This is a genomic window from Paenibacillus sp. YAE3 (assembly GCF_057546105.1).
The window spans coordinates 29,134-53,877 of record NZ_BAAIYF010000017.1 but is presented as its reverse complement, the minus strand read 5'-3'; the positions used below and the strand labels follow the sequence as shown (position 1 = coordinate 53,877).

General features: G+C 54.8%; 19 protein-coding genes. 3 read left to right on the top strand and 16 right to left on the bottom strand.

The genetic code is table 11. The features are described 5' to 3' along the window. Position 1 precedes the first annotated feature (1 nt). Positions 2-880 (bottom strand): ribokinase, encoded by an 879-nt coding sequence (gene rbsK / locus AC27KL_RS24960; RefSeq protein WP_487171469.1) that lies wholly within the window; start codon positions 878-880, stop codon positions 2-4. Continuing rightward, positions 873-1,862: a LacI family DNA-binding transcriptional regulator gene (locus AC27KL_RS24955; protein WP_339320906.1), complete on the bottom strand. Its 990-nt coding sequence runs from the start codon at positions 1,860-1,862 to the stop codon at positions 873-875. Before AC27KL_RS24955 ends, rbsK begins: the two co-directional genes overlap by 8 nt. Positions 1,863-2,152: 290 nt before the next feature. Here AC27KL_RS24955 and AC27KL_RS24950 point away from each other — a divergent pair, with 290 nt between their 5' ends. Then, a complete protein-coding gene (locus AC27KL_RS24950; protein WP_487171468.1) occupies positions 2,153-2,365 on the top strand; it encodes a DUF6366 family protein in 213 nt (70 codons plus the stop codon). A gap of 115 nt (positions 2,366-2,480) precedes the next feature. Here AC27KL_RS24950 and AC27KL_RS24945 read toward each other — a convergent pair whose 3' ends face one another. From AC27KL_RS24945 to AC27KL_RS24915, 7 genes are all read right to left on the bottom strand, one after another. Continuing rightward, positions 2,481-3,353, bottom strand: a complete 873-nt coding sequence (locus tag AC27KL_RS24945) for an alpha/beta fold hydrolase (protein WP_487171467.1) — start codon at positions 3,351-3,353, stop codon at positions 2,481-2,483. A gap of 24 nt (positions 3,354-3,377) precedes the next feature. After that, positions 3,378-3,929, bottom strand: coding sequence for a PadR family transcriptional regulator (locus AC27KL_RS24940; protein WP_487171466.1), 552 nt, complete (start codon positions 3,927-3,929; stop codon positions 3,378-3,380). Positions 3,930-4,059: 130 nt separating this feature from the next. Then, entirely contained in the window at positions 4,060-6,252 is a 2,193-nt protein-coding gene (locus tag AC27KL_RS24935) for a hypothetical protein (RefSeq protein WP_487171465.1), read from the bottom strand. Between the two features lie 11 nt (positions 6,253-6,263). Then, positions 6,264-7,904, bottom strand: coding sequence for an extracellular solute-binding protein (locus AC27KL_RS24930; protein ID WP_487171464.1), 1,641 nt, complete (start codon positions 7,902-7,904; stop codon positions 6,264-6,266). Between the two features lie 55 nt (positions 7,905-7,959). After that, entirely contained in the window at positions 7,960-8,856 is an 897-nt protein-coding gene (locus AC27KL_RS24925; protein ID WP_339320911.1) for a carbohydrate ABC transporter permease, read from the bottom strand. Positions 8,857-8,871: 15 nt separating this feature from the next. Continuing rightward, complete coding sequence (locus tag AC27KL_RS24920; RefSeq protein WP_212947592.1) at positions 8,872-9,783, bottom strand: ABC transporter permease; 912 nt, start codon at positions 9,781-9,783, stop codon at positions 8,872-8,874. Between the two features lie 329 nt (positions 9,784-10,112). Next, complete coding sequence (locus tag AC27KL_RS24915) at positions 10,113-10,628, bottom strand: PCYCGC motif-containing (lipo)protein (RefSeq protein WP_487171463.1); 516 nt, start codon at positions 10,626-10,628, stop codon at positions 10,113-10,115. Positions 10,629-10,832: 204 nt separating this feature from the next. On the opposite strand from AC27KL_RS24915, the gene AC27KL_RS24910 reads away from it, so the two are divergent. Beyond that, positions 10,833-11,204, top strand: a complete 372-nt coding sequence (locus tag AC27KL_RS24910) for an ArsR/SmtB family transcription factor (RefSeq protein WP_487171462.1) — start codon at positions 10,833-10,835, stop codon at positions 11,202-11,204. A gap of 217 nt (positions 11,205-11,421) precedes the next feature. Here the strand turns inward: AC27KL_RS24910 and AC27KL_RS24905 are convergent, their stop codons facing one another. After that, the gene (locus AC27KL_RS24905; RefSeq protein ID WP_487171461.1) at positions 11,422-13,110 is read right to left on the bottom strand and encodes a multicopper oxidase family protein; all 1,689 of its coding nucleotides are present in this window, start codon (positions 13,108-13,110) and stop codon (positions 11,422-11,424) included. Between the two features lie 524 nt (positions 13,111-13,634). Further along, on the bottom strand, positions 13,635-14,228 hold the full coding sequence (locus AC27KL_RS24900; protein WP_339320914.1) for a nitroreductase family protein: 594 nt from the start codon (positions 14,226-14,228) through the stop codon (positions 13,635-13,637). Positions 14,229-14,425: 197 nt separating this feature from the next. Here AC27KL_RS24900 and AC27KL_RS24895 point away from each other — a divergent pair, with 197 nt between their 5' ends. Next, positions 14,426-15,868 (top strand): esterase-like activity of phytase family protein, encoded by a 1,443-nt coding sequence (locus AC27KL_RS24895; protein ID WP_487171460.1) that lies wholly within the window; start codon positions 14,426-14,428, stop codon positions 15,866-15,868. 121 nt (positions 15,869-15,989) lie between these two features. On the opposite strand, the gene AC27KL_RS24890 is transcribed toward AC27KL_RS24895, so the two are convergent. The 5 genes from AC27KL_RS24890 to AC27KL_RS24870 form a co-directional block, all read right to left on the bottom strand. Further along, positions 15,990-18,995 (bottom strand): family 78 glycoside hydrolase catalytic domain, encoded by a 3,006-nt coding sequence (locus tag AC27KL_RS24890; protein WP_487171459.1) that lies wholly within the window; start codon positions 18,993-18,995, stop codon positions 15,990-15,992. Positions 18,996-19,193: 198 nt separating this feature from the next. Beyond that, complete coding sequence (locus tag AC27KL_RS24885; protein ID WP_487171458.1) at positions 19,194-21,419, bottom strand: heavy metal translocating P-type ATPase; 2,226 nt, start codon at positions 21,417-21,419, stop codon at positions 19,194-19,196. 185 nt (positions 21,420-21,604) lie between these two features. Beyond that, positions 21,605-22,291 (bottom strand): hypothetical protein, encoded by a 687-nt coding sequence (locus AC27KL_RS24880; protein WP_487171457.1) that lies wholly within the window; start codon positions 22,289-22,291, stop codon positions 21,605-21,607. 111 nt (positions 22,292-22,402) lie between these two features. After that, positions 22,403-22,792: a rhodanese-like domain-containing protein gene (locus AC27KL_RS24875; RefSeq protein WP_339320919.1), complete on the bottom strand. Its 390-nt coding sequence runs from the start codon at positions 22,790-22,792 to the stop codon at positions 22,403-22,405. A 181-nt stretch (positions 22,793-22,973) separates the two neighbouring features. Then, entirely contained in the window at positions 22,974-24,737 is a 1,764-nt protein-coding gene (locus tag AC27KL_RS24870) for an ABC transporter ATP-binding protein (RefSeq protein ID WP_487171456.1), read from the bottom strand. Between the last annotated feature and the right edge of the window lie 7 nt (positions 24,738-24,744).

Below are 24,744 nucleotides of genomic sequence, written 5' to 3'. Positions count from 1 at the left end.
GTTACAATTGCGCCTCCACTTCTTCGCGATAAGGCATGCCGCCTTGGGCCCCGAATTTCGTGACCGACAGGGAAGCGGCCCGGTTGGCGAAACGCACGCTGTCGTAAATCGGTTTTCCTTCGGCCAGAGCGACGGCAAACGCGGCGTTAAACGTATCTCCGGCGCCCGTCGTATCCACCGCCTCCACTTTATAAGAAGGCACGAGCACTTCCTTTTCGCCGTCGAAATAACGGACGCCACGGCTGCCTTCCGTAATGAACAGCTTGTTCGGATATTTGCGCAGCGCTTCGGAAACGCTTAAATCGGAGAACAAAATCGTTACTTCATGCTCGTTCGGCGTAAGGTATGCCGCGTTTTCAATGAGCTCCTCCGGCACCGGACGGGCAGGCGCGGGATTCAGCAGCAGCGGAATGCCCTGTTTTTTGCACAGCCGGCTGACATGCACTACCGTTTCCTCCGGAATTTCCTGCTGGATCATGACCATATCGGCTCCGTCGAAAGCAGACAACGATTGGTCGATATAAGCGGGCGTTACCTCGTTATTCGCCGCTTTCACGACGACGATGCTGTTGTCACCTTCGGCCAGCACGATGTGGGCGGTTCCGCTTTCCATATGTGTAACCGGTTCCACATGATCGATAGAAACATGGTTCGCTTTAAAATTGTTCAAAATGATGTCTGCGTAATGATCGTCTCCTACGCGTCCGATCATCGTCACATCGGCTCCGAGCCGCGCCGCGGCTACCGCCTGGTTGGCGCCTTTGCCGCCGGGAACCGTTTTGAAGCTTTCGCCGAGAACCGTTTCGCCGGCTCCCGGGCGCTTCGACGATGTGACGACGAGGTCGATCGATGAGCTTCCTACTACAATGATTTTAGCCATACTGCTCCACCTTTCTCGTCGTATCCCGCTCCGTGAACGTAACGGGCATTTGTATCGTTTTATTGTCTACGTTTTCATTTTCGATCAATTGAATCAAAAGGCTTGCCGCCGCTCTTCCCATATCGTACGCCGGCTGCCGGATCGTCGTCAGCGAAGGCGTCAGCAGCGTGCTCAGCGGTATATCGTCAAAGCCGATGATCTGCACGTCGTCCGGAACCTTTTTGCCCAGCCTGAGCGCCTCATGCAAAACCGCCGTCGCCACGATATCGTTGCTCGCAATGACGCCGTCGGTGTCGGGATGTTTCTCGAACAGCTCCTTCGCCCAGGTCCCCGCTTCCGTAAAGGAATACGAAGAGGTATGGATGACGTTGAAAGCAATCCCTTCGTTCGACAGCACATCGATCGCTCCCTGGTAGCGGTCCTGCGCCGGGCGAATATGCTTCGGCCCCTTGATCACCGTGATTTTACGGCTGCCGCGGGAAAGCATTTCCTGGGCGGCAATCCTTCCGCCCTCCCTGCCGTCCGAATAGACGGATGGGCGATTGTCCGCCGTCCGGTCGAGGAACACCACCGGAATGTCAAGCTTCCGGTATGTATCGTTATCCGGATGGTTCGTGGAAGCGATGACGCCGACCACGTTGTTTTGGACGAACGTCTGAATGTAATCTTTTTCTTTTTTCCTATTTTCATCGCTGTTCCCAAAGATAATCCGAAAATCGTTCGCCTGCATCTCATCCTCCACCCCGCGCGCAAGCTCGGGAAAGAAGGGGTTGGTGATGTCGGGCAGCAGCAGGCCGATCAGCCTGGACTTTCGTTTATACAGGGATCTGGCGACCTCATTCGGCGTGTAATGCAGTTCCCGGATCGCGGTTTCAACCTTCCTGCGGGTATCTTCATGGACATAACCTGTTTCATTGATCACGCGCGATACCGTCGCTACCGAAACCCCGGCATGCTTAGCCACATCTCTTATCGTTGCCATCTCTATTTATCACCTCAATGTGGAACCGGTTACACATATAAAATAGCACAACCCGATTTTTTTGGCAAGCATGAATTCGCATACAAAATACGGAAACGCGGCTGAAAAGCACAGGATATATTGGCGTTATATGATAATAGGGGACGAACTTTTATCACACGGTGACAGATTACTCCTTACATAATATGTAAACCTCTGATAAAATTAACCATGATCAGTTATATCCGCTGCCCTCCCTCGGGTTTTTCCGGATGGGGCCGTCTGAAATCTTCACTAGGAGGAGGTCCGAAATGGATTCCCGGAATGAAAGACCTGAAGAAACAAGGGAACGTCTGAGGCAGGAGGAACGAAAAAACAACCCTTTCGGGGCGTTTGGCGACGGAATCAACCGCGCCGAACATGGAAGTTTAACCGATTTGACCGGCGGATTAGGATGGAAAGGCACCGGTGTTATCCTATCGGTTCTGGTCATAGGGTATGTCATCTATAATATATGGTTTTGACGAATCGATCGGGCGGGCGATGACCTTGGATCAACCATTGGACAGCCTAAAAAAGACCCCTGGCAAGTTACCGCTCAGAGGGTCTTCGTCGTTCATCCCGAGCATCCGTGAGATGTTATTCCCCCGATAAATGGGAGTCCAGCCATGGCAGCAGCACCGGAAGCACATGCCGCGCTTGCATCGCGCCCGTATGATCGAGCCCATCCAAAATCCGCACGTCCCATCCCGCTTGCGTCAATTCGCCTTTGCGATGAACAAGCGGAGATACGATATCGACCGTGACGTTTCCCCACTTCTCCCCGTATTCGATGCGATCCTTGCTTCCCGCAAAACAAAGCCGCGGACAGGTCAGCCGGGATTGGGCCTTCCGGTCGTCGAACCCTCGCAAATGTTCGTAAAGCGTGACAAACTGCCTCGTCTGTTTTTCGCTCATGGACACTTCGACGTTGGACCAGTCGTATTCCTCGGTGGTTTCTCCCCATTCGGCCGCTTGCGCCGTTTCGCTCGGTTGGTTGCCGTAAACATTGGACAATGACATTTGATGCGTCGCGTTCGTGACTTTCAGCATTTCGCCGTACGGGCCATCGATCGGTGGATATCCTCCCATGACCAATGCCGTGAGCCGGTCGGTCCGGATCGCAAGCTGCAGTCCGCTGAGCGCCAGCCAGGAATAACCGTAATAAGCAAAACGCTCCGCTTCCGCCGCATCGGCAATCCGCAGAAAATCGGCGGCGATGTTTTCCGGGGTTAGCGTGTCCGGCTTTGGCGCTTGAAGCACATGCCCCTCGTAGTCGAAAGCGATGACGCGATATTTTCGGCTTAGTTCCGCTATAAGCGTGCGTCCGAGCGCCGGATCGGCTCCCCATTTTCGCATTTCATCCGCTTGCGGCCCTTCGACCGGAACCGGATTGACGGGCAGCAAAATAGCCGGGCCCTCGCCTTCAATGAGGACATCGATCCGGCTTCCATCGTGTAATTGAACGTTCATCTGTTAACCCTCCCCATGATTGGACTATTCCCCCAGAAACCTGTATCTTCCCGCTTCTAGCTTGGTAATCAAATTCAACGTGTTGGACAACTCGCTGTTCACATAGTTTTCCCAGAGCCCCGTCAGCTCCGGATGTTTGGAAGGTTCGGACGGCATTTCCTCCGTAGGCAGCGTGCGCAGAAAGGAAGCCGACTCCTTCAAAGCGGATGCCCGGTCCGAGAGCAGACGAATGACCTCCCCCCTCGGCAGCATGTCCATAAAAGCGATCCCGACGGCAAACGTCTGGATTTCGAAGCTTTGCAGCGCCGATCGAAGCAGGGATTCGAACTCGGCTTTCCCCTCCTTCGTGACGCTGTATTCCGTGCGCGAAGGCCCGAGCTTGACGTGGTTCCCGGAAGCCTCCGCACGTGTCAGCCCTTGAGCCTCAAGCTTTTCCAAGGCATGGTAGATCGATCCGGGTTTGACGTTCGTCCACGTCTCGGCCCGCCAAGAGGTCAGGTCGTTGTACACTCCGTAGCCATGGCTGACGCCTCTTCGCAACATGGAGCCTAACACAAGCAGTCGTACCGTTGACATTCAAAACGCTCCTTTCATTGACTTCGCATAAATCATAACGCAAAATAGATATCTAGTCAAATTTGAATAGATAAAAAAGCGCAAAAAAATGTCCCCCAAAATCAAAGCGATGACTTTAGGGGACACAGATCTATGCCCATTCGATTTGAACGTTTTTGCCTTGCGGCGAACCTTCAAACTCCAGAAATACCGTCTGCGTTTCGGCGTCATAATCGAACGTGATGTCCTCTCCGTCCACGGACGCCCGCCGCGGCGGATGCGGCACCCAGGCCCGGGTGCTGACGCGAATCCCTTCCGGGGATTCCGCCGTCCAATGCAGCCCCCGCTCCGATTGGATCTCCTTCCGGATTCTGGACGACGCGGCCAATATCCGCGCCTGCCCCCGATTGCCGGCATCGTAATCCAAATCGTAAAGCAGCACATTGCCGTTCGGCACCAGTTCCACGCGTGTGGCCAACGACAATCGGTCATCGAACAGTCGAATAAACGATCCTTCCAGCACCACGGGGTCTACACAGCCGGTTTCGTCAAGAAGATGGGCGATGCGGTAAGGCCCCCGCTGGATGTCGAGCAGGCGGTTTTCCTTGAACACCGCCTCTTCTCCGCGGAAAGCCAGCGCTTCCCTCAGGCTGTCCAGGACGCTGTCCGCGCCTTCGGCCGTTTCCGCGAATGCAGCCGGATGTTTCCGACGAACCATGACCGCCCCGGCGCCGGCCGGATGCAGTCCTTCTTTCGGGCAGCGTCCAAGCCCAAGCGTTTCGAAAAGATGCTCCTCCGGACGTTCATATGCGCCGCGCCGCGTTTCCCGGTTCCACCATTCCCGGACCCGATGGTAAGGGTCGCTCCCGTCCCCGGCATAAATCAGCACGCCGCCCTCCCGGATCCACTGCGCCAGTACCTGATGGATGCCGGGATGCTCAGGCTTCATGAATTCATAGCTTAAAAACAATACCTTGTACTCATCAAGATAGCCGGGAAAATGAAGCAAGTTATCGTATTGCAGCGGTCTCACCGGCACCCCGAATTTAAGCAGAGGAAGCGCAAGCCCGTAAAAAGGCGACCAATCCAGCAGCTTCCGCTCCTCCATGTTTAACTGGTCATCCGTTTCGGTACCGTCGTAGCGCGATTTCGAAACTTCCTGCTCATCCGTGTTCGCATCCACGCTGCCCCGCTGGAACATCGCCGAATTGGCAAGGCATAACCCAATGCCTGTACCCGGACGTTCGGCCGCGTCCGCCGAGTATCGATGCATTTCGCCAAGCATATGCATGACGCTTAGCAGCTTCGTCGCATACCGGCCGGGGATCGGCTCCTTGCCGGTGCCGTCTTCCTTCGGATAAGTTCCTTCGAACACGCGGCGCGGCCAAGGGCAAACCTCGTATTGGCTGACGCCCGGATGCAGCAGCGAAGCCGTGACGGTCGCCAAATAATTTTGCTCGTAATCGGCCCATGTATGCCGCGGGTTGTCTTCGATCGGATCATGGAGGAACCACATTTCGCGCCCCGTCCCCCGGGTCAGCTCCTGCATCATGCCGTATTCCAGGTAGGCCGTTTCAAACGTCCGCTCGCGGCGCACGCCCCGGTAGACGTTCGGCGTCCGGCTCGTTCCCGTCCAGATTTGGGCGATAAAACCGTCGCAGGCCGGCATCGTCACAAACAGCGCTTCAGGGCTGACGATCCTCCACTGGGTATAGTTGATCAGGCTATGCGTCGGGATGTAAAAACGCACGGTCCGGCCATAGGTCGCAAGCGCGTATTCCTTCATGGCGCTGCAAATCCGGTCCAACGCCCGGTAATACATCGCCGCTTTCAGCTTGGAAGCCCGGTACTGCGCGTCATGGGAGGCATGGGGCGGAATCCATTCTTCCCCGTAGACGTTCAGCCACTCCCGTTTGAACGCTTCGGAATAGCCGGCCGCCGCCCAAAATTCCGGCTCCTCCATATGGATCGCCTCCACGCCGGCATCGATCGCTTTTTGGATATGCGCAGACAGATAATCCGCAAAAGAAACGGTCGGCACCATGTAGGGAACGTCCACGTTATGAAGCAGGTGGTTTCCGGCGCGGTCCGTCTGGGCTTCGTCCCAATGATTCCGGCCGTCGAACCGGCCGTACAAATAATCCTGATAATCGCCCCAAGCCACGCCCGTCATCAAATGTACGGTATATCCGGCTTGTTTCCAGCCGGAGATTCGTTCGGGCAAATCGTCCGAAATCCCGTACACCATCACAAAATCGGTGCGCAGATCGTATTTCGGCCCGTAGGGCCTGGCTTCCTGGAATCCCGTCCACTCCGGAGCAGCCTTGGCTGATCGTTTCACCACCGTTTTCCTCCTTAGTTCGGCATGGCGAGCTTGACGACTTCCTTCCCTTTCAGCTCCTCGTTCACGAACTTCATCGCGTCGTCATATCCGGTTTTTTTGATCTGATCGCGAAGATCGTTAATGACCTTCAGCGCCGCATCGTCCGATTTGGCGAAAATCGCCTGCTTCCACACGTCGCCAACTTGGTCCATGGAAGGTTTGAGCGCTTCCCAACCCGGCGCTTTCGTGATGACGTCGCCGGGATTAAACGCGGAGATGACGCTGATGCCGTTCGGCCGCAAAATTTTGCGCGCGTTGTCCATCGCTTTCAAGCGTTCCTGATCCGCCCAGATGTCACCGCCGCCCACCGAGTTGATGCGGTCCATTCCCGTCATGTTTTCGAGGCCGATGCCGATGCCTTCGTTTTTCTTCACTTTCCCGGTCGTATCTTCGTAAAACTTGTCGAACCATTCCTTTTTGGCTACCGGTTTGCCGTCGACCTTTTCCCAATGCACCCCTTCGACACCGTATCTTACGAGCATGAACCCTTCGTCCGAAGCCAGGAAATCCAGCAGCTTGAGGGCGGCGTCGACGTTTTTGGCCTTTTTCGTGATGACCGTCACGTTGTTGCCCTGGATCGAAAGATCCACTGGACGGTTCGGCTCCGCCCCGGCTCTTTCGAGCGGACCGACCGGCACGTAATCCGAGCCCGGATGGGACTTCACGTAATCCTTGGACGCATCGAGAATGGCAGGATAATGCGCGGCCAATACCGCGATGCGGCCTTGCTTGATTTTTTCGTTCGCGATCGGGTCCGTTTGGGTGAACGCTTCCGGATCGAGCAGGCCTTCGGCGATCAGCTTGCGGTAGTATAACGTGTAATCTTCATAGGCTTTGGTGAAAAAGACGTTTTCGAGCGAGCCGTCGCCTTTGTCGACGTAGCTGGTGCCGTAAAACATGGTACTCCCGATGCCCACGGCCCATCCGTCATGGAAGCCGCCCAGCGGCAGTACCGGCATGCCGTTTTCGGTAAGGTTCGCGTCCTTGATTTTTTTCAGGAACTGGTACAAGTCCTCTTTCGTTTTGACCGATTGCGGATCGACCCCGATCTTTTCCGCGATGTCCTTGCGCACATAAAAGCCGTAAAGCCAATCGTTGACGTCATTCCCCGTCGCCGGATGGTTCTGATACAGCATGTATTTTTTGCCGTCGATGCCTCCGATCGCTTTTTCGTAAAGCGCCGGCGGAACGTTCTCTTTGGCGATCGCCTTGGCGAGGTTCGGGTACTTGTCGATTTTGTCGGTCAGATCCACCAATTGTCCTTCCTTGGCGGCTTTGATAATTCCGTCCAGTTCGCCTCCCCATGCGGGTCCGGTATAAATGTCGGGCAAATCCTGCGTCGCGAAAATCTGGTTGACCTTCTCCACCTCGCTGCCTTTCGTATAGTCGATCTTGATTTTGATCCCCGTTTTTTCCTCGATGGCTTTCGTGACGGGCGTCGTATCGGTGTCCGGTCCGGACGAACCGTTCCAGTTGTTCAGGATCGTCAGCGTCACGGCGTCCCCGTCCGCGGAATCCCCTCCTCCTCCTCCTCCTCCGCATCCGTAAAGCAAGCTTGTAAGCATCAAGACCGACAATAGTGAACCTACCGTTTTCATACGAAATTTCGCCATATAGACCCTCCCTGAAAACTATTTGATATGATCAAGTTCCATGAAGGAACCTGCATCAGCCTTTTACCGAACCGATCATGACGCCTTTGACGAAGTACTTTTGCAGGAACGGATAGACGCATAAAATCGGGAACACGGTAATGACGAGCAGCGCCATGCGCAGCGATTCCGGCGTCGCGCCGGCCATGTTGACGTTGACGGTTTGTCCGCCCTGCTGGGCCGCTCTTTGCATCGAGGAGGACAGCGCCTCGGCTTCGGTCAGCATCTGCTGCAGCAGCGTTTGCACCGGAATGAGGTTTTTGTCCGAAACGTAATAGGCTCCCGTAAACCAGTCGTTCCAGTGCGCTACCCCAATGAAAAGCGATATCGTCGCGATGACGGGACCGGACAAAGGAATGATGATGCGCATGAAAATCTGGAAGTCGTTTAACCCGTCGATCCGCGCCGACTCCTCGATCTCTTCGGGGATGCCCTGCAGGAACGTCCGGATAATGACGATATGCATGAAATTGAACAGCATCGGGATCACATACACCCAGAACGTGTTGATCAGGTGAAGCTTTTGGAGCGTAATGAAATAAGGAATGAACCCGGCGCTGAAGATGGTCGGCAAAAAGATGTAGAAGGTAAAAAAGGTGCGTCCCGGCAGCGTTTTTTTCGATAAAGCATAGGCCATCAGCGTGCATAATAGCACGTGCAGCACCGTTCCGATCACCGTCCGCAAAATCGTGATTTTGTAGGCCTGCCAGATTTGCTTGTTGTCAAAAACCTGGGCGTAGTTGTCCAGGGTGAATTTCCGCGGGAAAAAGTACAACGCGCCCATCATCGAGTCTTTGCCGTCGTTCAGCGAATAAATGAGGATGTAAATAAACGGATAAATCATCAAAAAACCGAACAGGGTCAAGAGGATGTAATTCAACAGATTGAATACGGAAAAACGATGCGTTTGCATACGGCTCCCCCTTCCTTAAAACAGCGAGACGTCGCTGACTTTGCGGGCAATCCAGTTGACGGTGACGATCAGCACCAGCGCGATGCCGCTCTGGAACAATCCGACGGCCGCCGCGTAACTCAATCTTCCCTGCTGGATCCCCGACGTAATGACATGCACGTCCAAGACGCTGCCGATATTCGCGGTCGCCGGTCCGTTCAGGAGAAGCAGCTGTTCGAACCCTGCGCTCATCAAGCTTCCCGTCGCGAGAATGAACAGGATTACCGCGATGTTGCGAATGCCCGGAAGCGTGACGTGCCAAATTTGGCGGAAGCGGCCCGCGCCGTCGATTTTGGCGGCTTCATATAGCTGCTGGTCGATGCCCGCGATGGCGGCCATGTAGATAATGGAGTTCCAGCCGATGTTTTTCCAAATGTCGGAGCCTAGGATCAGTTGATAAAACCAGGTGGTGTTATACATGAATTGCACGGGCTGCATGCCCATGGAGGTTAAAAGATCGTTGACCGGTCCCCCGTACATCGACAGCAGGCGCTGCATCAACGTAACGACGACGATCCAGGACACGAAATAAGGGAGGTAAGATAGCGTTTGGATCGTTTTCTTAAACTTCAAATTGCGGATTTCATTGAGGAGAAGGGCCAAAATGATCGGCATCGGAAAACCGACCAGCAGCTTCAGCAAGCTGATGACGATGGTGTTCCGAATGATCGCCCCGGATTGGTAGTAATCGAAAAACTGCTCGAAATATTTCAGTCCCGCCCAGGGACTGCCCGTAAAGCCGCCGACGAACGTAAAATCCCGGAACGCGACTTGAAGCCCGTACAAAGGCACGTAAGAAAAAATGAAAAACCAAGCGATGCCGGGCAGCATAAACAGATAAAACAATTTGTGGCGCCATACCCTTTTCCAAAGCAAAGATGATTTCATGAACCTCACCTCTCTTCTTGATGGTAAAAGAACCAGCCAAAAGATATGTAAGCGTTTGCATTATGTGCATATGCCTGATTCCCGATGATCCCGTTTCCCCCCTTCGCGCTGCTGTCCCGGGCACCGCTTGCCGTTCGCCTATGATTCGGTGCAGCCGCGGTCCCGCATGTTTCTGTTACCTCGCGATAACCGTCTGTTTTTGCCGGGCGTTTCTGCGCTGTCATTTACAGACTTTGGAATTATAATATAATATATATTTGTTATATTCAATATATTGTTAACAAAAAAACGCAGGCTTTTCGCCTGCGTCGCATGACAAAACGATTCCATTACATCACTTCGGGGGTTGGTGTCGGCGGGGCATATTGACCCGTTGAGTAGGTTTGGTCGATGATCGAACGGATTTCCTTTACCGATTTCCCCTGCTTGCTCAGCTCCGACACGGTCATGGCCGTCTCCACGCATACCCCGCAACGGGTGCCATGATCGTCCCATACGACGCTGCCGTCGTCCGGGTTCACTTCTTTGATAAAACAGTTTAAGTTGCTCTGATGCCCGGCGCTGTCGCCGCAGCCGCAATAACATGGGATGGATTTTAATATTTCCTTGACCTCGCCCGCCGTGCTGTATGCCGTTTTGAGCATCGGATCGAGCGCGTCCAAAAACGTCGGAAGCTTGTCCAATCCCGCCGTTTGCTCCTGCAGGTCCCCGTTTGCGGCCACCATCTGATGCGCGCCTGCGTGACTGTCCTTCGGCTCGGCTTCTTTGGCTCCGCAACCGGCCAGCAGCATGCTTGAAATGACGACGCCAAGAACGGTAATACGTGTTTTTTTGCCCAACATCATCTCTCCTCGTTTTTGGTTCTCGCAAAAGCCGATCTTTGAACCTCGTAATCGGGCTCATATTTCGCCTTTCGCGAATCCGGAATCTCCGCCTTTTAAAGACGGCGCAGCGATTACGCTTGATTGTAATCATTTCGTTTAAGCATTTCTTTTGCTATAATTGGGATCATAAGCTTAACACGCAAGCCGATAGAAAGGTGATTATCCATGGAACCGTCCATCAACCCGATCGAAGAATGCGATGCAACCTGCATGGGCTCGGAAGCCGAACTGAACCGGATCAAGGAAGGACTGATCGATGATCAGGCCGCCTCGCAGGTCGCGGACTGGTTTAAGGCATTTAGCGATCCCACCCGCGTGAAGCTTATCGATGCGCTTCTGCAGCGGGAATTGTGCGTGCATGACCTTACGGTCCTGCTCGGCATGGGACAATCCGCCATATCCCACCAGCTGCGTTATTTGCGAAATTTGCGCATCGTTAAACGCCGCAAAGAGGGAAAAACCGTCTATTATTCGCTTGACGATACGCATATCGAACAAATTTTCGTGCAAACGCTGCAGCACACCCAGCACGGGTAAACTTCAAAGAAAGGCCCTCCCGGGATCGGCGAGGGCTTTTTTTGCCGCAGGTTGCCAAAAATGCTCCGTTCCGCCCTATTATAAGCGAAATCGGTAAAAATGATATGGCGCAATCTTGAATTTTTCGCGATATTTTTTCGTAAGGTTTAAAAGAAACAGCAGCCTTATATCTGGTCCGGTACCATGAACGACGCCGCTTTCGGGAACCCCGTTTGACTTATTCCGGCATATTTCCGGCATTCGGATCCGGTTCGAACGTGTTGTTAAAATCCGTGTATTTCAGCTCCGTCACCATGCCTGCCGCCGCATGATGCAGGTCATGGCAATGGAACATCCAGTCGCCGGGATTGTTGGCTTCGAATGCCACGACGTAATCTTCGCCGGGTTTGACGTTCAGCGTGTCTTTATATTCCGCCGCTCCGCCGAGCGGCGTTCCGTTTTTGCTCAGCACCTGGAACGTATGCCCGTGCAGATGCATCGGATGGTCCTCGCCGGCCGAAGAGTTTACGAAATGGACCTTGACCTTATCCCCCGTTTTCACTTTAACCGGATCGGTGTCCGGGAACACTTTGCCGTTGATGGTATACACCATCTCCCCGTTGCGGCGGCTTGTGCCCAAGTCCATCGTATATTCGAGATTGTACTTATCGTTTAGCGAAAATTTGCCTTTCTCCGGCTTCCCGTATTTCGTCATGTCGACCGTTTCCAGCATTTGGGCCGAATCGTCCTGCTCCTGTTCTTTCTGCGAAGATGGCGCGTTTTCGTATTGGATCGCGATTTTCATGTTTTTGGCGGCCGGGCTATCGCTATGCTCGCCAAGAAGCCACGTTCCGGGATGATTCGCTTCGAATTCGATATCGTACCGCTCCCCGGGAGCGATGGCCAGCAGCTTGTTTTCGACCCATTCCGGATTCGCTATCCGGTTGCCGTCGGTTGCGACGATCCGGTAACGATGTCCTTGCAGATGCAGGGAATGGCTCATATATCCGGCGTTAACCAGCCGCAGCCGCACGATGTCGCCTTCCTTGACGATCAGCGGCTCGGATGCCGGGTACGTTTTGCCGTTGATCGTATATAAATCATACATGCTCATGTCGTGTCCCATGGATGCATCTCCATCATGGCCGCCGCTCATGTCATGTCCCGCCGATGCGTCGCCTTCGTTCCCTGCACCCATGTCCATGCCCTGCATGTCGTGGTCGTTCATATCCATGCCCGGCATGTCCATTCCGTGCTCATCATGTTCAGACGATCCCTCATCATGGCCGCCGGTTGTTCCGCCGCTTTCCGCATCCATGCCGCCGCTCATCCATTCATCCAGGACCAGCGTGTAATCCCGGTCGATGACATCCTCTTCGCTTTCGACGACAAAGGAACCGTAAAGCCCCATATCCACCTGTTTGACGCTATTCTGATGCGAATGATACCAGTAGGTTCCCGGTACCGTCGCTTTAAAGGCGTAAGTAAAACTCTTGCCGGGTGCGATGGCATTTTGGCTGACGCCGGGGATTCCGTCCATCTCGAAAGGCAAGGGGTATCCGTGCACATGCAGGGAAACGGGAACCTTCAGCGTATTTTTGACCGTAATCTTCACCATCTCCCCCTGCTTCACCCGGATTTGGGGACCCGGCACCGAATTGTTGAACGTCCATACCGGCAGCTTGCGGCCCTGTCCCGCATCCAGCGTGCTTTCCTGCGCCGTCAACGTGACTTCCCGCCCGTCCGCCGGGCTTGGCTTCACCGTCTCCGCCGCACCTTGGGTCAACGCCGTCCCGGCTGCCGGTTGATCGGAAGCGTGAGCACCGTGCATGTCCGCTTGTTTGCCTTCAAAGCAGCCTGCAAGGATCAGCGGCAAGGCGAACGTCCCGGCAAATAACGTTTTTTTGATTGCTGCAAATGTGTTCATGCCGAACACTCCTCCTTCATCTTCATGCTCTTCCCTAGTATATCCAGCAAATATGTAGAAAGATGGGATTTCGTCTTCACATTTGCTACACATTTTCAGCTATCGTTGTTTTATCCAAACCATTTTGCTCGACGGCTTGTTATGATGAAGAGGATGAAGATTGTGGAGGGAGAACATGAAGATGAACGCCAAAAGGCACTGCGATTCGGACGAAGACATGTTTCGGATCGATTGCGGAGACGTATTGTTAAGGGAAGCATGCGATCGCGCTTTTGCGCAATGTACCGTCCAATCGGGTCATACAAAAATGCGGTTTCCGTTTTCGCGGAAAAATCGAGATTGACGGGGAAGATTACAATGATTACCTTGTTGAAAAAGGTTTTTGGAACCGGCAGGCTTGAATGGTTCCGGAGAGCGGTCCGTAGAGTTCCAGAAGGATTCGCCACTCTTCCGTTGGGTAAAACGCCAAAAATCCGCGCCAAAGCGCGGATTTTTTTATGACTTTAGGGTTTGATGCTCCCATGTTACTTTTGAAGCGGACCGGCCTCGTCGACCCATACCGTAAGTTCTCCGAACGGTTTGCGTTTTCCTTGTGGCGCCTGTTTTTCGACAGGTACTCCCAAATAAATGAAACCCAGCACTTTATCTTTCGCGCCAAGCCCGAAATGCTCGTTCATCTTGGCGTGGTATGTCGGGGCTCCGGTTCTCCAAATGGCGCCAAGGCCCAATCCGTGGGCTTCGAGCAGCATGTTTTGAATGGCGGCGAATACCGCGCCGTATTCTTCCAGCTCGATCACTTTTTCATGCTCGGCAGGCGTCACGGCTACGGTAATGATCACCGGCGCCCGAAACGGTTTGGCTCTGGCCGCTTCGGCCGCGGCCGCTGCTTCCGGCGAAGACGGATCGGCTGCGGTTGCGAGCGCCACGTCCGCCAAAGCTTCCCCAAGCACCTTCCGTCCCTCGCCCCTCAGCACGAAAAAGCGCCAAGGTTCGGTCATTTTGTGGTTGGGGGCCCAGGTGCCCGCCTCCAAAATTTGCTCGATCTTCGAAACCGGAATCTCTTCTTCGGTGACTTTCCCGATGCTCCGGCGCGTGCGAATGGCCTCAGAAATGTTCATCTATGCGTTCCCTCTCTCCAATTAAGAATCTTTCTCAATGACTACATTGTATCAAAAAATCAATTGCAATGCCTGTGTAATGGGAGCAGGTCACATTTTACCCTGCGCAAATCTCCCGATAACGCCTCGTTAACAAAACTTCAATACAATGACCATGATACATATATTTCAGCCATCATTCGAAAGGGGTCAGTTTCATGACAAAAAAATGGTTCGTTTCCGCCATCGCTGCCTTGGCGGTCGGTTCGGCGCTGCTTCCGTCCGCCCATGCGGCCGCTCCGGAAGTAAAATATTCCTCCAACGGACAAGCCTTCACGCCGTCGACGCCGGCCGTTCTGCAGGACGATCGCCTTTTCCTGCCTTTGCGCGACGTCGCCGATCTGCTCGGAAAATACGTGGATTGGGATGATGCAAGCAAAACGGCTTTGTTTTCCGATAAACCGAAGCTGACGGGAAAATACACGCTTCATGAAAAAGATTTGGCGGAAGGCGTAAAATTTGGCGTCGGCTCCTCGCTGACCCATATTCCGGGCGACCCGGACAACGTCTTTTACACCACGGCCGATCGCGGCCCAAACGGCGAAATCGACGTTGACGGCAAAACGCGGCGCACCTTCCCGCTTCCGAATTACACGCCTTCCATCTACAAAATCCAGTTGGAGCAAGGGAAGATCAATATCCTTGAAACCATTCCGCTGAAAATCAGCGGCAAAGATCCGGTGAACGGAACGGACAAAATTACGGGCCTGCCAAACTTGAAATCCCGCGACGAAGTACCGTACGATAAGGCCGCCCAAAACGTCATTCAATACGATCCGTACGGCCTCGACGTCGAGGGGTTGGCTTATAATCCGCAGGACGGCACGTTCTGGATTTCCGACGAATACGGCCCCTACCTCGTGCAGGTCAAACGCGACGGCACCCTGCTGCAGCGGATCGCCCCAAAAGGGATCGACCCGGCATTAAACACGGCCGCGCTGCCGCTTAAGGACAACCTGCCTGCCGTATATTTGAACCGCCGCCAAAACCGCGGCGCGGAAGCCGTAGGGATTACGCCGGACGGCAAATGGATGTTCATGGCCATGCAGAGCCCGCTCCGCAATCCGGACAAAAGCGTGGACAATTCGCGTACGCTCCGGATTTTGAAAATCGATCTCGCAACATTGAAACCGGTCGCCGAATATGCCTACATCACGGAGGATGCGGGACAATTTCAAGATTTGAAGCAATCGGACATCGTCATTTCCGACCTGGTTGCGGTCAATGAGCATACGCTTCTCATCGACGAACGCGACAAAAACGCCGGGGACGCGGCCCAGCTGAAAAAAATCTTCGCCATCGACCTAAGCAACGCCACGAATGTTCTAGGCAAATACGATGACGCCTCCCAAGCAGGCAAAACGCTGGAACAGCTCAGCTTGACCGAGCTGCGGCAAATGGGCGTTCAAACGCCGGTCAAACGGACGGTGCTGGATGCCGTGGAGTTCAAGTACCCGAACGAAAAAATCGAGGGCATCTCCCTCGTGGACGGACATAAGCTGGTCATCGTCAACGATAATGATTTCGGCGTCAATGACCCCGGCTCGCCAGAAAACGGAACCGACCTCTGGACGTTCGAGCTGCCGTACGACATCAAATAAACGGATATCCTCGGCAAAAAACCGCCTCCCGACGCTAACGGGAGGCGGTTTTTTCATGCATCAGACGGATCGACTATGCGGAATCGGTACAAGCGCCGCTTTTTCCACCCAGACACCCGATTCAACGAAACTCAACCTTCATGTCGTATCCTTCCGGCGCGACCGTCCGGATTTCAATCTGCGGCGGCGCCGAAACGGCAAGAATCAACCGATCCGTTCCTTCGGTCCGCCAGGAAACGTCGATGCGCCCGCCATCCGGCAGCGGCACGGAACCCGAGGCGCGTTCCAGCCCGCATGGCTGCGGTGCCACCCTTACCGTGGTCCAGCCGGGGTTCGCGCCTTGAACGCCAAGGATATAGGCTCCGAGGAAATAGGCCGGTCCGGCGGACCACGCATGGCAATGGCTCCGGGTCAATACTCTCGGATCCTTGAAAAATCCGCTCCACGGGTACATCTCCCAGCATGCCGTCGCGCCGTTTTCGATCATGATCCCATAACTCGCGCGCATATCGTCGACCATGACATCCAGCCGTCCCATCCGGGCCAAGGCTTCGTAATAAAAGAAAGACATGAACGGGCTGCCGATGTTGACGAAGGACGGCGGCGGCTGAAGAATATGGGACGCAATTTTTTCCAGCCTTTCCCCATCCGCGATATCGCATAAATAAGCCACGACATGCGTCTGGGCGCTCAACGTCCCGGAGAAGCCGCCATCCCTGCGGATGCAGTCGGCATACGCCTGCCGCGCCTCATCCCAAAGGTGGATGTTGATCGAGGTTTTCAGCTTGTCGGCTTCCTTCCGGAAACGCGCGGAGCCCTCCTGATCGCCGGCAATGGCCCCTATTTCGGCCGCATGATTCAACGTCCGGCATAAAAACATATTTTGCGGGGCGACCACCCCTTCGTTCGGCTGCTCGAACGGCGCCCAGTCCAGAAGATTCCAGCCGTCAAACGAAAACAGCCCGTTCCCGTCGATATGCTTCAAATATTGCTCCATCGCGAGTTTGACGTGAGGCCAGATCCCGTGCAGGAATTCCTCGCGGCCATCATACCGGTAATATTCGAGGCACGCCGTCACCCAAAAAAAGGTCCAGTTCGGAATGACGCTGTTCCAGCCGCTCGGCACTTGATCTGCGTACAGCGGCGTTTGGAACTCCGAACCCGGCACAAGCTTCAGGCAGCGCTCGACGATTTCTTTGGCGCCGAAGGCATAGTAGCCGACCAGCGCTTCATTTCGGGCATCCCCGACCCAATAGGCCTGCTCGTACGCAGGGCAATCCACGAACGTGTCCTCCATGCATAGGCGGGTCGTATCACGACTGATCCTCCATATTTCATTGAGCAGCGTATCGCTGCTGCGGAAGCTGCCGATGTTCGCCACCGGATAGTTGCTTTGGATCATTTTCACCTCGAACAGGCGGACGGGCCGGCCGGCTCCCCGCACGGTCAGCGCCAGATAACGCAGCCCCCGGCGGATCAAAGACGTGTAAGCCTGCCTGCCTTCGCGGCAGCGGTAACGTAGCGTATTATCCAGCTGGTAGGTGTGCTGCCGCCAGCCGTCCTTCATGAACTCGAAGCCGTACAAATCGATCACGGTGCCGCTTGCGGCGTCCAGCTCGAATGAGATGTAGCCCGACAATTCCCTTCCGAAATCGATGACGATCTCGGTATCCCTACCCGGAAGCACGGGAAGAACGGCGGCGTCCGGGCCTGCAATCGCGGCGAACTGCAAAGAGGCAGGCATCCTCTGGACCGCTTCGTCCCTTTTCCAGACGCAAGAAGCAAAAACGTCGTTTCGGTTTATGAACGGAGGTTCCACCGGCCGAATCCAGGCTGCGTACGGCTGCAGGTCGGAAGCGGACGCGGCCGTTCGAACCGTTTGATAGTCCGGATGTTCGCGGTTCAAGGATCTCGTTGGCCGGTGATCGATTATAGCCACCGCATCAAACGGGCCGATCAAGCTGAACTCGGGCGGATCGGGTTGCGCACCCGATCCGCCGGCCGCTGTTCCCCCGGCCTTCATGGCTTCACCCGCATTTTGATCTGCCGTCGATTTCCCTGCCTTCGGCACGTTTACGGCCTCAAGCCTAAATGGCGAAGCGCAGTCGAAGCCGAGATGAAAGCCATGCCCGTGGCTCACGCCGGTAACGTCCATCAGGAGGAGATGTTCCCCCGCTTCCAAGGTTATCGTTAAATAACGCTCGGGAGCCTCGCCGGTAAATTCCTCCGGCGCGCACTCTTGTCCGTCGACGAAAATGACCGGATCGATGCGGCCCGAATCGGGAAGGCCGATCGTAAAGGAAGCCGCTTCGTTCAGGATGACCCGTGTGGCCAAATAGCCGCAAAAAGCGGCATTGTTGGCATGCTCCCCGCTGTTCGGCGACATCATGCCGTATAAATCGATGACCGCGCTCCAAGCGGGCGGGCGCACGCCGCTCATGCTTTCCACCCGTGACGGATAAACGGTCTCCTCCGTTAAATAAGGAATGTCCCTCGGCACCAGCTTCGTCCACGGCTCCACGCCAACGGGGCCAATGACCGAAGCCTGCTCCCAGTCACTGTCGTCATACGCGGCCGTGATCCACCGATCATCCCATTTTGCGGCATCGATGATTTCCGTAAAAGCCATTTGGCAGGAAATGCGCGAGGAATTCGGGTCATGCCCCCGGTGGATTGCCGTTTTCCAAGAGGAATCGGTGACGATGCTCCATTCCTGCGGACGCGGACCGCCGGAATCCAGGCTGGAATCCAAGCCGGACTCCGCATTCCGAATGTCCAGTTGGACCAAAAGTCCTCCGCGCCCGCGGAGGTATTGGAACGTGGATATGCCGTAATGCATGACCAGTACGGCGATGACCGTTTCTTTTCCCGGTTCCAGCAGATGACCGATCTCATATTCGTCGTAAGACCAGGCGAAAGGCCAGGAACGCACGGGCCCCCGTCCAAGCGGCTTGCCGTCGATGTACAGTACGTATCGGGAATCGGCGCTAATGCGGATGCTGGCGGATTGTACGGAATGCTGCGCCTTGAAGGCGCGCCGGAAGCAGCGCCATTCATTCCTCGGACTCGGTTCCCCGCTTCCCCAGATCCATTCGGCCTTCCATTCCGGATTCGCGGTTTGATTCATTGCGATGTTCCCCTTTCCCATCTTCCTTTTTCAGGTTCATGCGATTCGAATACCTCTATTATTCATGAAAGCCCTTCCTGAAAATAGGGGGATTCGGATCAATAAAAGGGGGCATTTGGCAACAATAAAAAAGAACGCCCGGTCTCCCTTGGAGAGACGAAGCGTCCTTTCTGCGATCTTCGAATGATTTAAAAACTATTAAGCTTTTGCTTTCAGCACCCGCATCGCGTTCAGCACCGCCAGGAGCGTAACCCCGACGTCGGAAAATACGGCTTCCCACATCGTTGCGATTCCGAAGGCGCCGAGCAGCAGGAAGATAGCTTTTACGCCTAACGCAAAAATGATGTTTTGCCATACGATGGCGCGCGTGCGTTTGGCAATCCGGATGGCGGCCGCCACCTTGGAAGGCTCATCCGTCATGATCACGACGTCCGCCGCTTCGATCGCCGCATCCGAGCCGAGGCCGCCCATGGCCACGCCAATATCCGCGCGGGCGAGCACCGGCGTATCGTTGATGCCGTCGCCGACGAACACGATTTTTTCTTTCGGGGATTTCCGGGCGTCCAGCTTTTCGATCTCCTCGACCTTATGCTGCGGCAGAAGTTCGGCATGGATTTCGTCCAAGCCAAGCGAACGGCCGACGGCATCGCCGACGGATCGGGCATCTCCCGTCAGCATCACAGTCGTTTTTCCCATCTCCTTCAAGGTACGGACCGCCTCCGCCGCGTCCTCTTTCACCTCATCCGAAATCGTGATATACCCGGCATATTGCCCGTCTACGCCGATATGAACGATCGTGCCCGCCGTTTCCGGCTTTTCATAGGGAAGGGCTTCCCGCTCCATAAGCTTCGCATTCCCTGCCCATACTTCCTTGCCGCCGACCTTCACTTGAACGCCATGGCCGGAAATTTCGTTGTAGCCTTCAATCCGCGTCTCATCCAATTCCTTTCCATACGCCGTACGGATCGATTCCGCGATCGGATGGGTGGAATGGTATTCGGCATGCGCCGCTATTTCCAGCAGCGCAGCTTCATCCAGCCCTTCGAGCGCCGGATGGATGTTCGTTACTTTGAACGCTCCTTTGGTCAGCGTTCCGGTTTTATCGAATACGACATATTTGACGTCGTTCAACGCTTCGAGATAGTTGCTTCCTTTCACCAAAATGCCGGATTTCGATGCCGCCCCGATGCCGCCGAAAAAGCCGAGGGGAATCGATACCACCAGCGCGCACGGACAGGAGATGACCAGAAAGATCAGCGCCCGGTAGATCCATTCGGCAAAGCTCGCCCCTTGGATGAAAAGCGGCGGAACCAGCGCCAGCAGCAGCGCTACGATGACGACGACGGGCGTATAATATCTGGCGAATTTGGTGATGAACTTTTCGGTAGCCGCCTTTTTGCTGCTCGCGTTTTGGACCAGATCCAAAATTTTCGAAACCGTCGATTCCCCGAAATCCTTGGAGACTTCAATCGTCAATACGCCGTTTTTGTTGATGAACCCGCTCAGCACCTCCTGGCCGGCCCCAACGCCTCGCGGAACCGATTCCCCGGTTAATGCCGACGTATCCACCATCGAGCTGCCTTCGACGACGATCCCGTCCAGCGGAACCTTCTCTCCGGGCTTCACCACGATATGATCTCCGACCTGCACTTCCTCGGGAGACACGCGTCTCGTATCGCCGCCCGTTTTTACGTTCGCATAATCAGGCCGCAGGTCCATCATGGCGCTGATCGATTTCCGGGAACGGTTTACCGCAATCCCTTGGAACATCTCGCCCAGCTGGTAGAACAGCATGACGGCGACGCCTTCGGGATATTGCCCGACGCCAAAAGCGCCGATCGTCGCCAGCGACATGAGAAAATATTCGTCGAATACCTGTCCCCGCAACATATTTTTCACCGCTTGAAGGACGATGTCCCCGCCGGCAACGAGATAGGCGACCAAAAAAATCGCCAGTTCGATATAAGCATTCGTCTGCAGCAGCATCCCGGCAGCCGTCAGCGCCGCACCGACGAGCAGCCGCGCAGCCATGACCCTGGTTCCGCCGCGGCCATGGTCGTGACCGTGGGAATGTCCTTCCTCCCCGTGCGCTTCCGCATGGTCATGCCCGTGTGCGTGATGGTGCCCACGTTCGTGAGGATGACCGTGTCCGCGGCTGACGCCTGAAGATGCGCCCTGCTTCGTTCGGGGATCCAAGACGTTGATGTGCGGCTCAAGCTTTTTGATCTTATGTTTCACCTTGGACGCCAACTCATCGTCTTCGCCGTCGGCTTCATAGGTCAGCGTTTGCTTGACGAAATTAACGGAGCAGGAGGCGATTCCCTCCATCTTTTTCACGCCGTCTTCGATTTTCATGGCACAATTCGCGCAATCCAAGCCGTCCAGCACGAGTTCCCTTTTCACTCTTCCGGTTGCTTCAGCCATCGCAATGCCTCCGATCCAATCTGCAAATATAATATGAGCATATGTTCATGTATTAAACTTGTTAAGCACATTATATTCACTTCGCCGGGACGATGTCAATGAAATCGAACCTAAAATAGCTAGCATGAACCAAAAAAGCCGCGTTCATACGCGGCTCATGCAGAAATATAGAATCATATTCGGGTTTAGGTGCGATTCGTTTTCCTTTTGAAGTCGAACATGATTTTAACGACGAGGGAAAGGACCATGATGAATATCAGCGACAGCTGCCAACCGGTAAAACCCAGCCAAAAAGCTTCATCCGGGGCGGCGCCAAGCAGCGAAGCGGCAAACATACCGATCGCCAGCCAGAGGACCGAAACGATGAAATGATACCCGCTGAACAACCGTTCCCGCTGCCGGAACTGGTAGGCGACGATGGCGGCGGCAACGGCCGCCGAAACGATGTCTGCCGCTCCGCCGCGGCCGGAAAAGACGCGAAGCAAGTTCCATATCCCGTCTCCTGCGGCTAGCCAAGCCAATGCGGTATTGGCATAAACCGCCCATGGCCTGCGGTATTTCAGGCATTTGTACGCCGGAATGAGGAAGGCGACCGCCGCGGCCAACGCCATCCCTTCCGTCCCGCCCGTGTAATACAGGAGAGACAACGGCGAACGAATGACGCTTTGGATATCAAACACGATGACGCTGAACTTCCAGACCAGGATGCCGATCAGAAGGGCCGTCGTAAGATCGTCCATCACGGGCTTGCGAACGGCAGGATCCACGCGTCTGACAAGCAGAAAAGGCGCGAAATAGCCTAAAACGGCGGAGGCTGCCAGCATGAGCAGCGAAAATTTCAGCATGAAGGGGCCGATCATGACAACTTGCAATGGAATGCTCCTTCCCGTATGGAAAATAAGACCGGGCGTGCAGAAGGCATCGACTTGTCCGGCACGTCAAAGAAAAAAACCGGCGGAGACGCCAGGTCATCTGCATCGGCCTTACGAGCGGCAGCAAACGCCGCAGTTCCAAACGGCTTGGTCGTTGCTCGGCGCATATATCCGCAAAAAGCCGTACCGCTTTAGCATGCGCGCCGCTTTTTTGATCTGGCGGCTGTTTTCCGCCAAAATCAGCACCGGTTCATCGGACGTTAATTGCGAATGGTGAACGTAAGGCAATCTTCCGATAGAAATGTTGATCGATCCGGGAACATGGTGCTTGATATAATCGGCCGCGTCTCTCACGTCAAGCATTTGCAGGTCCTGCCGGTTCTCTCGTTGCGCCTGCAGTTCTTCGGGACTGATGAAGGTCAATCCGTTCACCGGCCGCAGCTCTCTTACGGCCCATAAGCCAAACGCTGCGGCAAGAACAGCGAACAATACCCACAGCATCGATACATGTTCCTCCTTTTACCGTAGATGTTCATCGTCAAAATAAACCGAGCGCCGTCCCTGTGGTGGCCCGATTTATGCAGAAAGATTCGTATTTGCGCGGAAATAGTTCAGCTCGTTAACCATACCCTTTGGGGTATAGACCGATTATAAAATCCATCTTGGCAAAAGTCAATCATGATCAAACCTCTTCCTGAAGGACCGTATCCGCGATCCGGAGCTGCTGGTTGGCAAACTCCCTGTACATCGGATGGCTTTCGACGAGTTCCTGATGCGTTCCCCTGCCCGTAATGCGTCCTTTTTCGATAAAAAGGATCTGGTCCGCATCCACGACCGTCGACAGCCGGTGGGCAATGACCAGCGTCGTGCGTCCTTTCATCAGGTTTTGCAGCGCTTTTTGCACGAATACCTCCGACTGGCTGTCCAGGCTTGACGTCGCCTCGTCCAGCATCAAAATCTGCGGGTTCCGCAAAAGCGCACGGGCGATGGAAATCCGCTGGCGTTGGCCGCCGGACAGTTTGATCCCGCGTTCCCCGACTTCCGTTTCGTACCCTTCGGGCAGCTCGTCGATAAAAATATCGGCGTAAGCCATATGGGCTGCTTGTTTAAGTTCCTCATCGCTCACGTCCCGGTCCATGCCGTAACATATGTTATCGCGGATCGTCCCCGCGACGATCGGACTTTCCTGGGGAACGTAACCGATCTGTTTGCGCCAGGACTCCAGCGAAAATTCGCTGACATCCTGCCCGCCGACGCGAATCGTGCCGCTGTCCGGGAGATAAAAACGCTCGATGATCGAAAACAGCGTCGTTTTGCCGCCTCCGCTCGGGCCGACGACGGCCGTCACCTTCCCCGGCTCCAACGTGAAGCTGATATCATGAAGGACGGTGTCGCCTTTTTCGTACGAAAAATAAACATGCTCCAGCTGAATCGTTTGGACCGGGCCGGTCAACGCCTTGCCAACCTTGACGTTTTCCTGGCGGTCTTCGAGAATGCCGACGATGCGTTCCGTCGCACCGACCGATTTTTGGAGCTGCGTGAAAAACATCGTAATCTGGTTCATCGGCATGATGATCTGCACCAGATACAAAATAAACGCCACCAGGTCGCCCGCGGAAAGGGCGCCGCTGGAAACCCTCATTCCCCCGTATCCGATGATGAGCACCATCAGGCCCATCATGACGAACGAAATGATCGGCCCGATGAAAGCCTGGATTTCCCCTTCGCGGATCCCGAGTTTCAGCAAGCCCGCAATCGCCTTCGCTCCCATGGCGTTTTCCCGTTCCTCGGCGTTCGAAGCTTTGACGAGTCGGATTTCGGACAACACCTGATTCAGAATCGTCGTAAAATCGGCCGTTTCGTCCTGCAGCCGGCGCGAAATATTCAGCATGATTCGTCCAAGCGGCACGAGCACGGCCGCGGTCACGGGAATCGCCGCCAGGATGATCAGCGTCATTTTCCAATCGAGAAGGAGCAAAATGACGATCGCCCCGACCATCGAAATGACCCCGTTAAAAAATCCCGTGACATGCTCGGACACCAGCCCTTTGAGCACGGCCGTATCGTTGGTCATCCGGCTGATCGTATCGCCCGTGCGGTGATTGTCGTAATAGGGAATCGTCAGCTTCAGCAGCTTTTGCCACAGCCGCTCCCGCAGTTTGGCGACGACCTCCTGTCCAAGGCGGTTCAACAAATAAATCGATATCCCGCCCGAGATGGCGGAAGCGACGAAGCTGGCGATCAGCATGGCGATTTGGGACGGTTTAATGCTGTCGGCCGTAAAACTGTCGACAAGCCCTTTCGTAAACAGCGGAACCACGAGGCTGACCAAAGTCGAAATGACGCTGAGCAGCACCGCCACGGAAAGCATCCAAACGGAAGGTTTGGTTTCGCGGACCAATCGGACGAACGCTTTCCAGTTTCCCTTTTGATAACCCTCATTCATACGATGA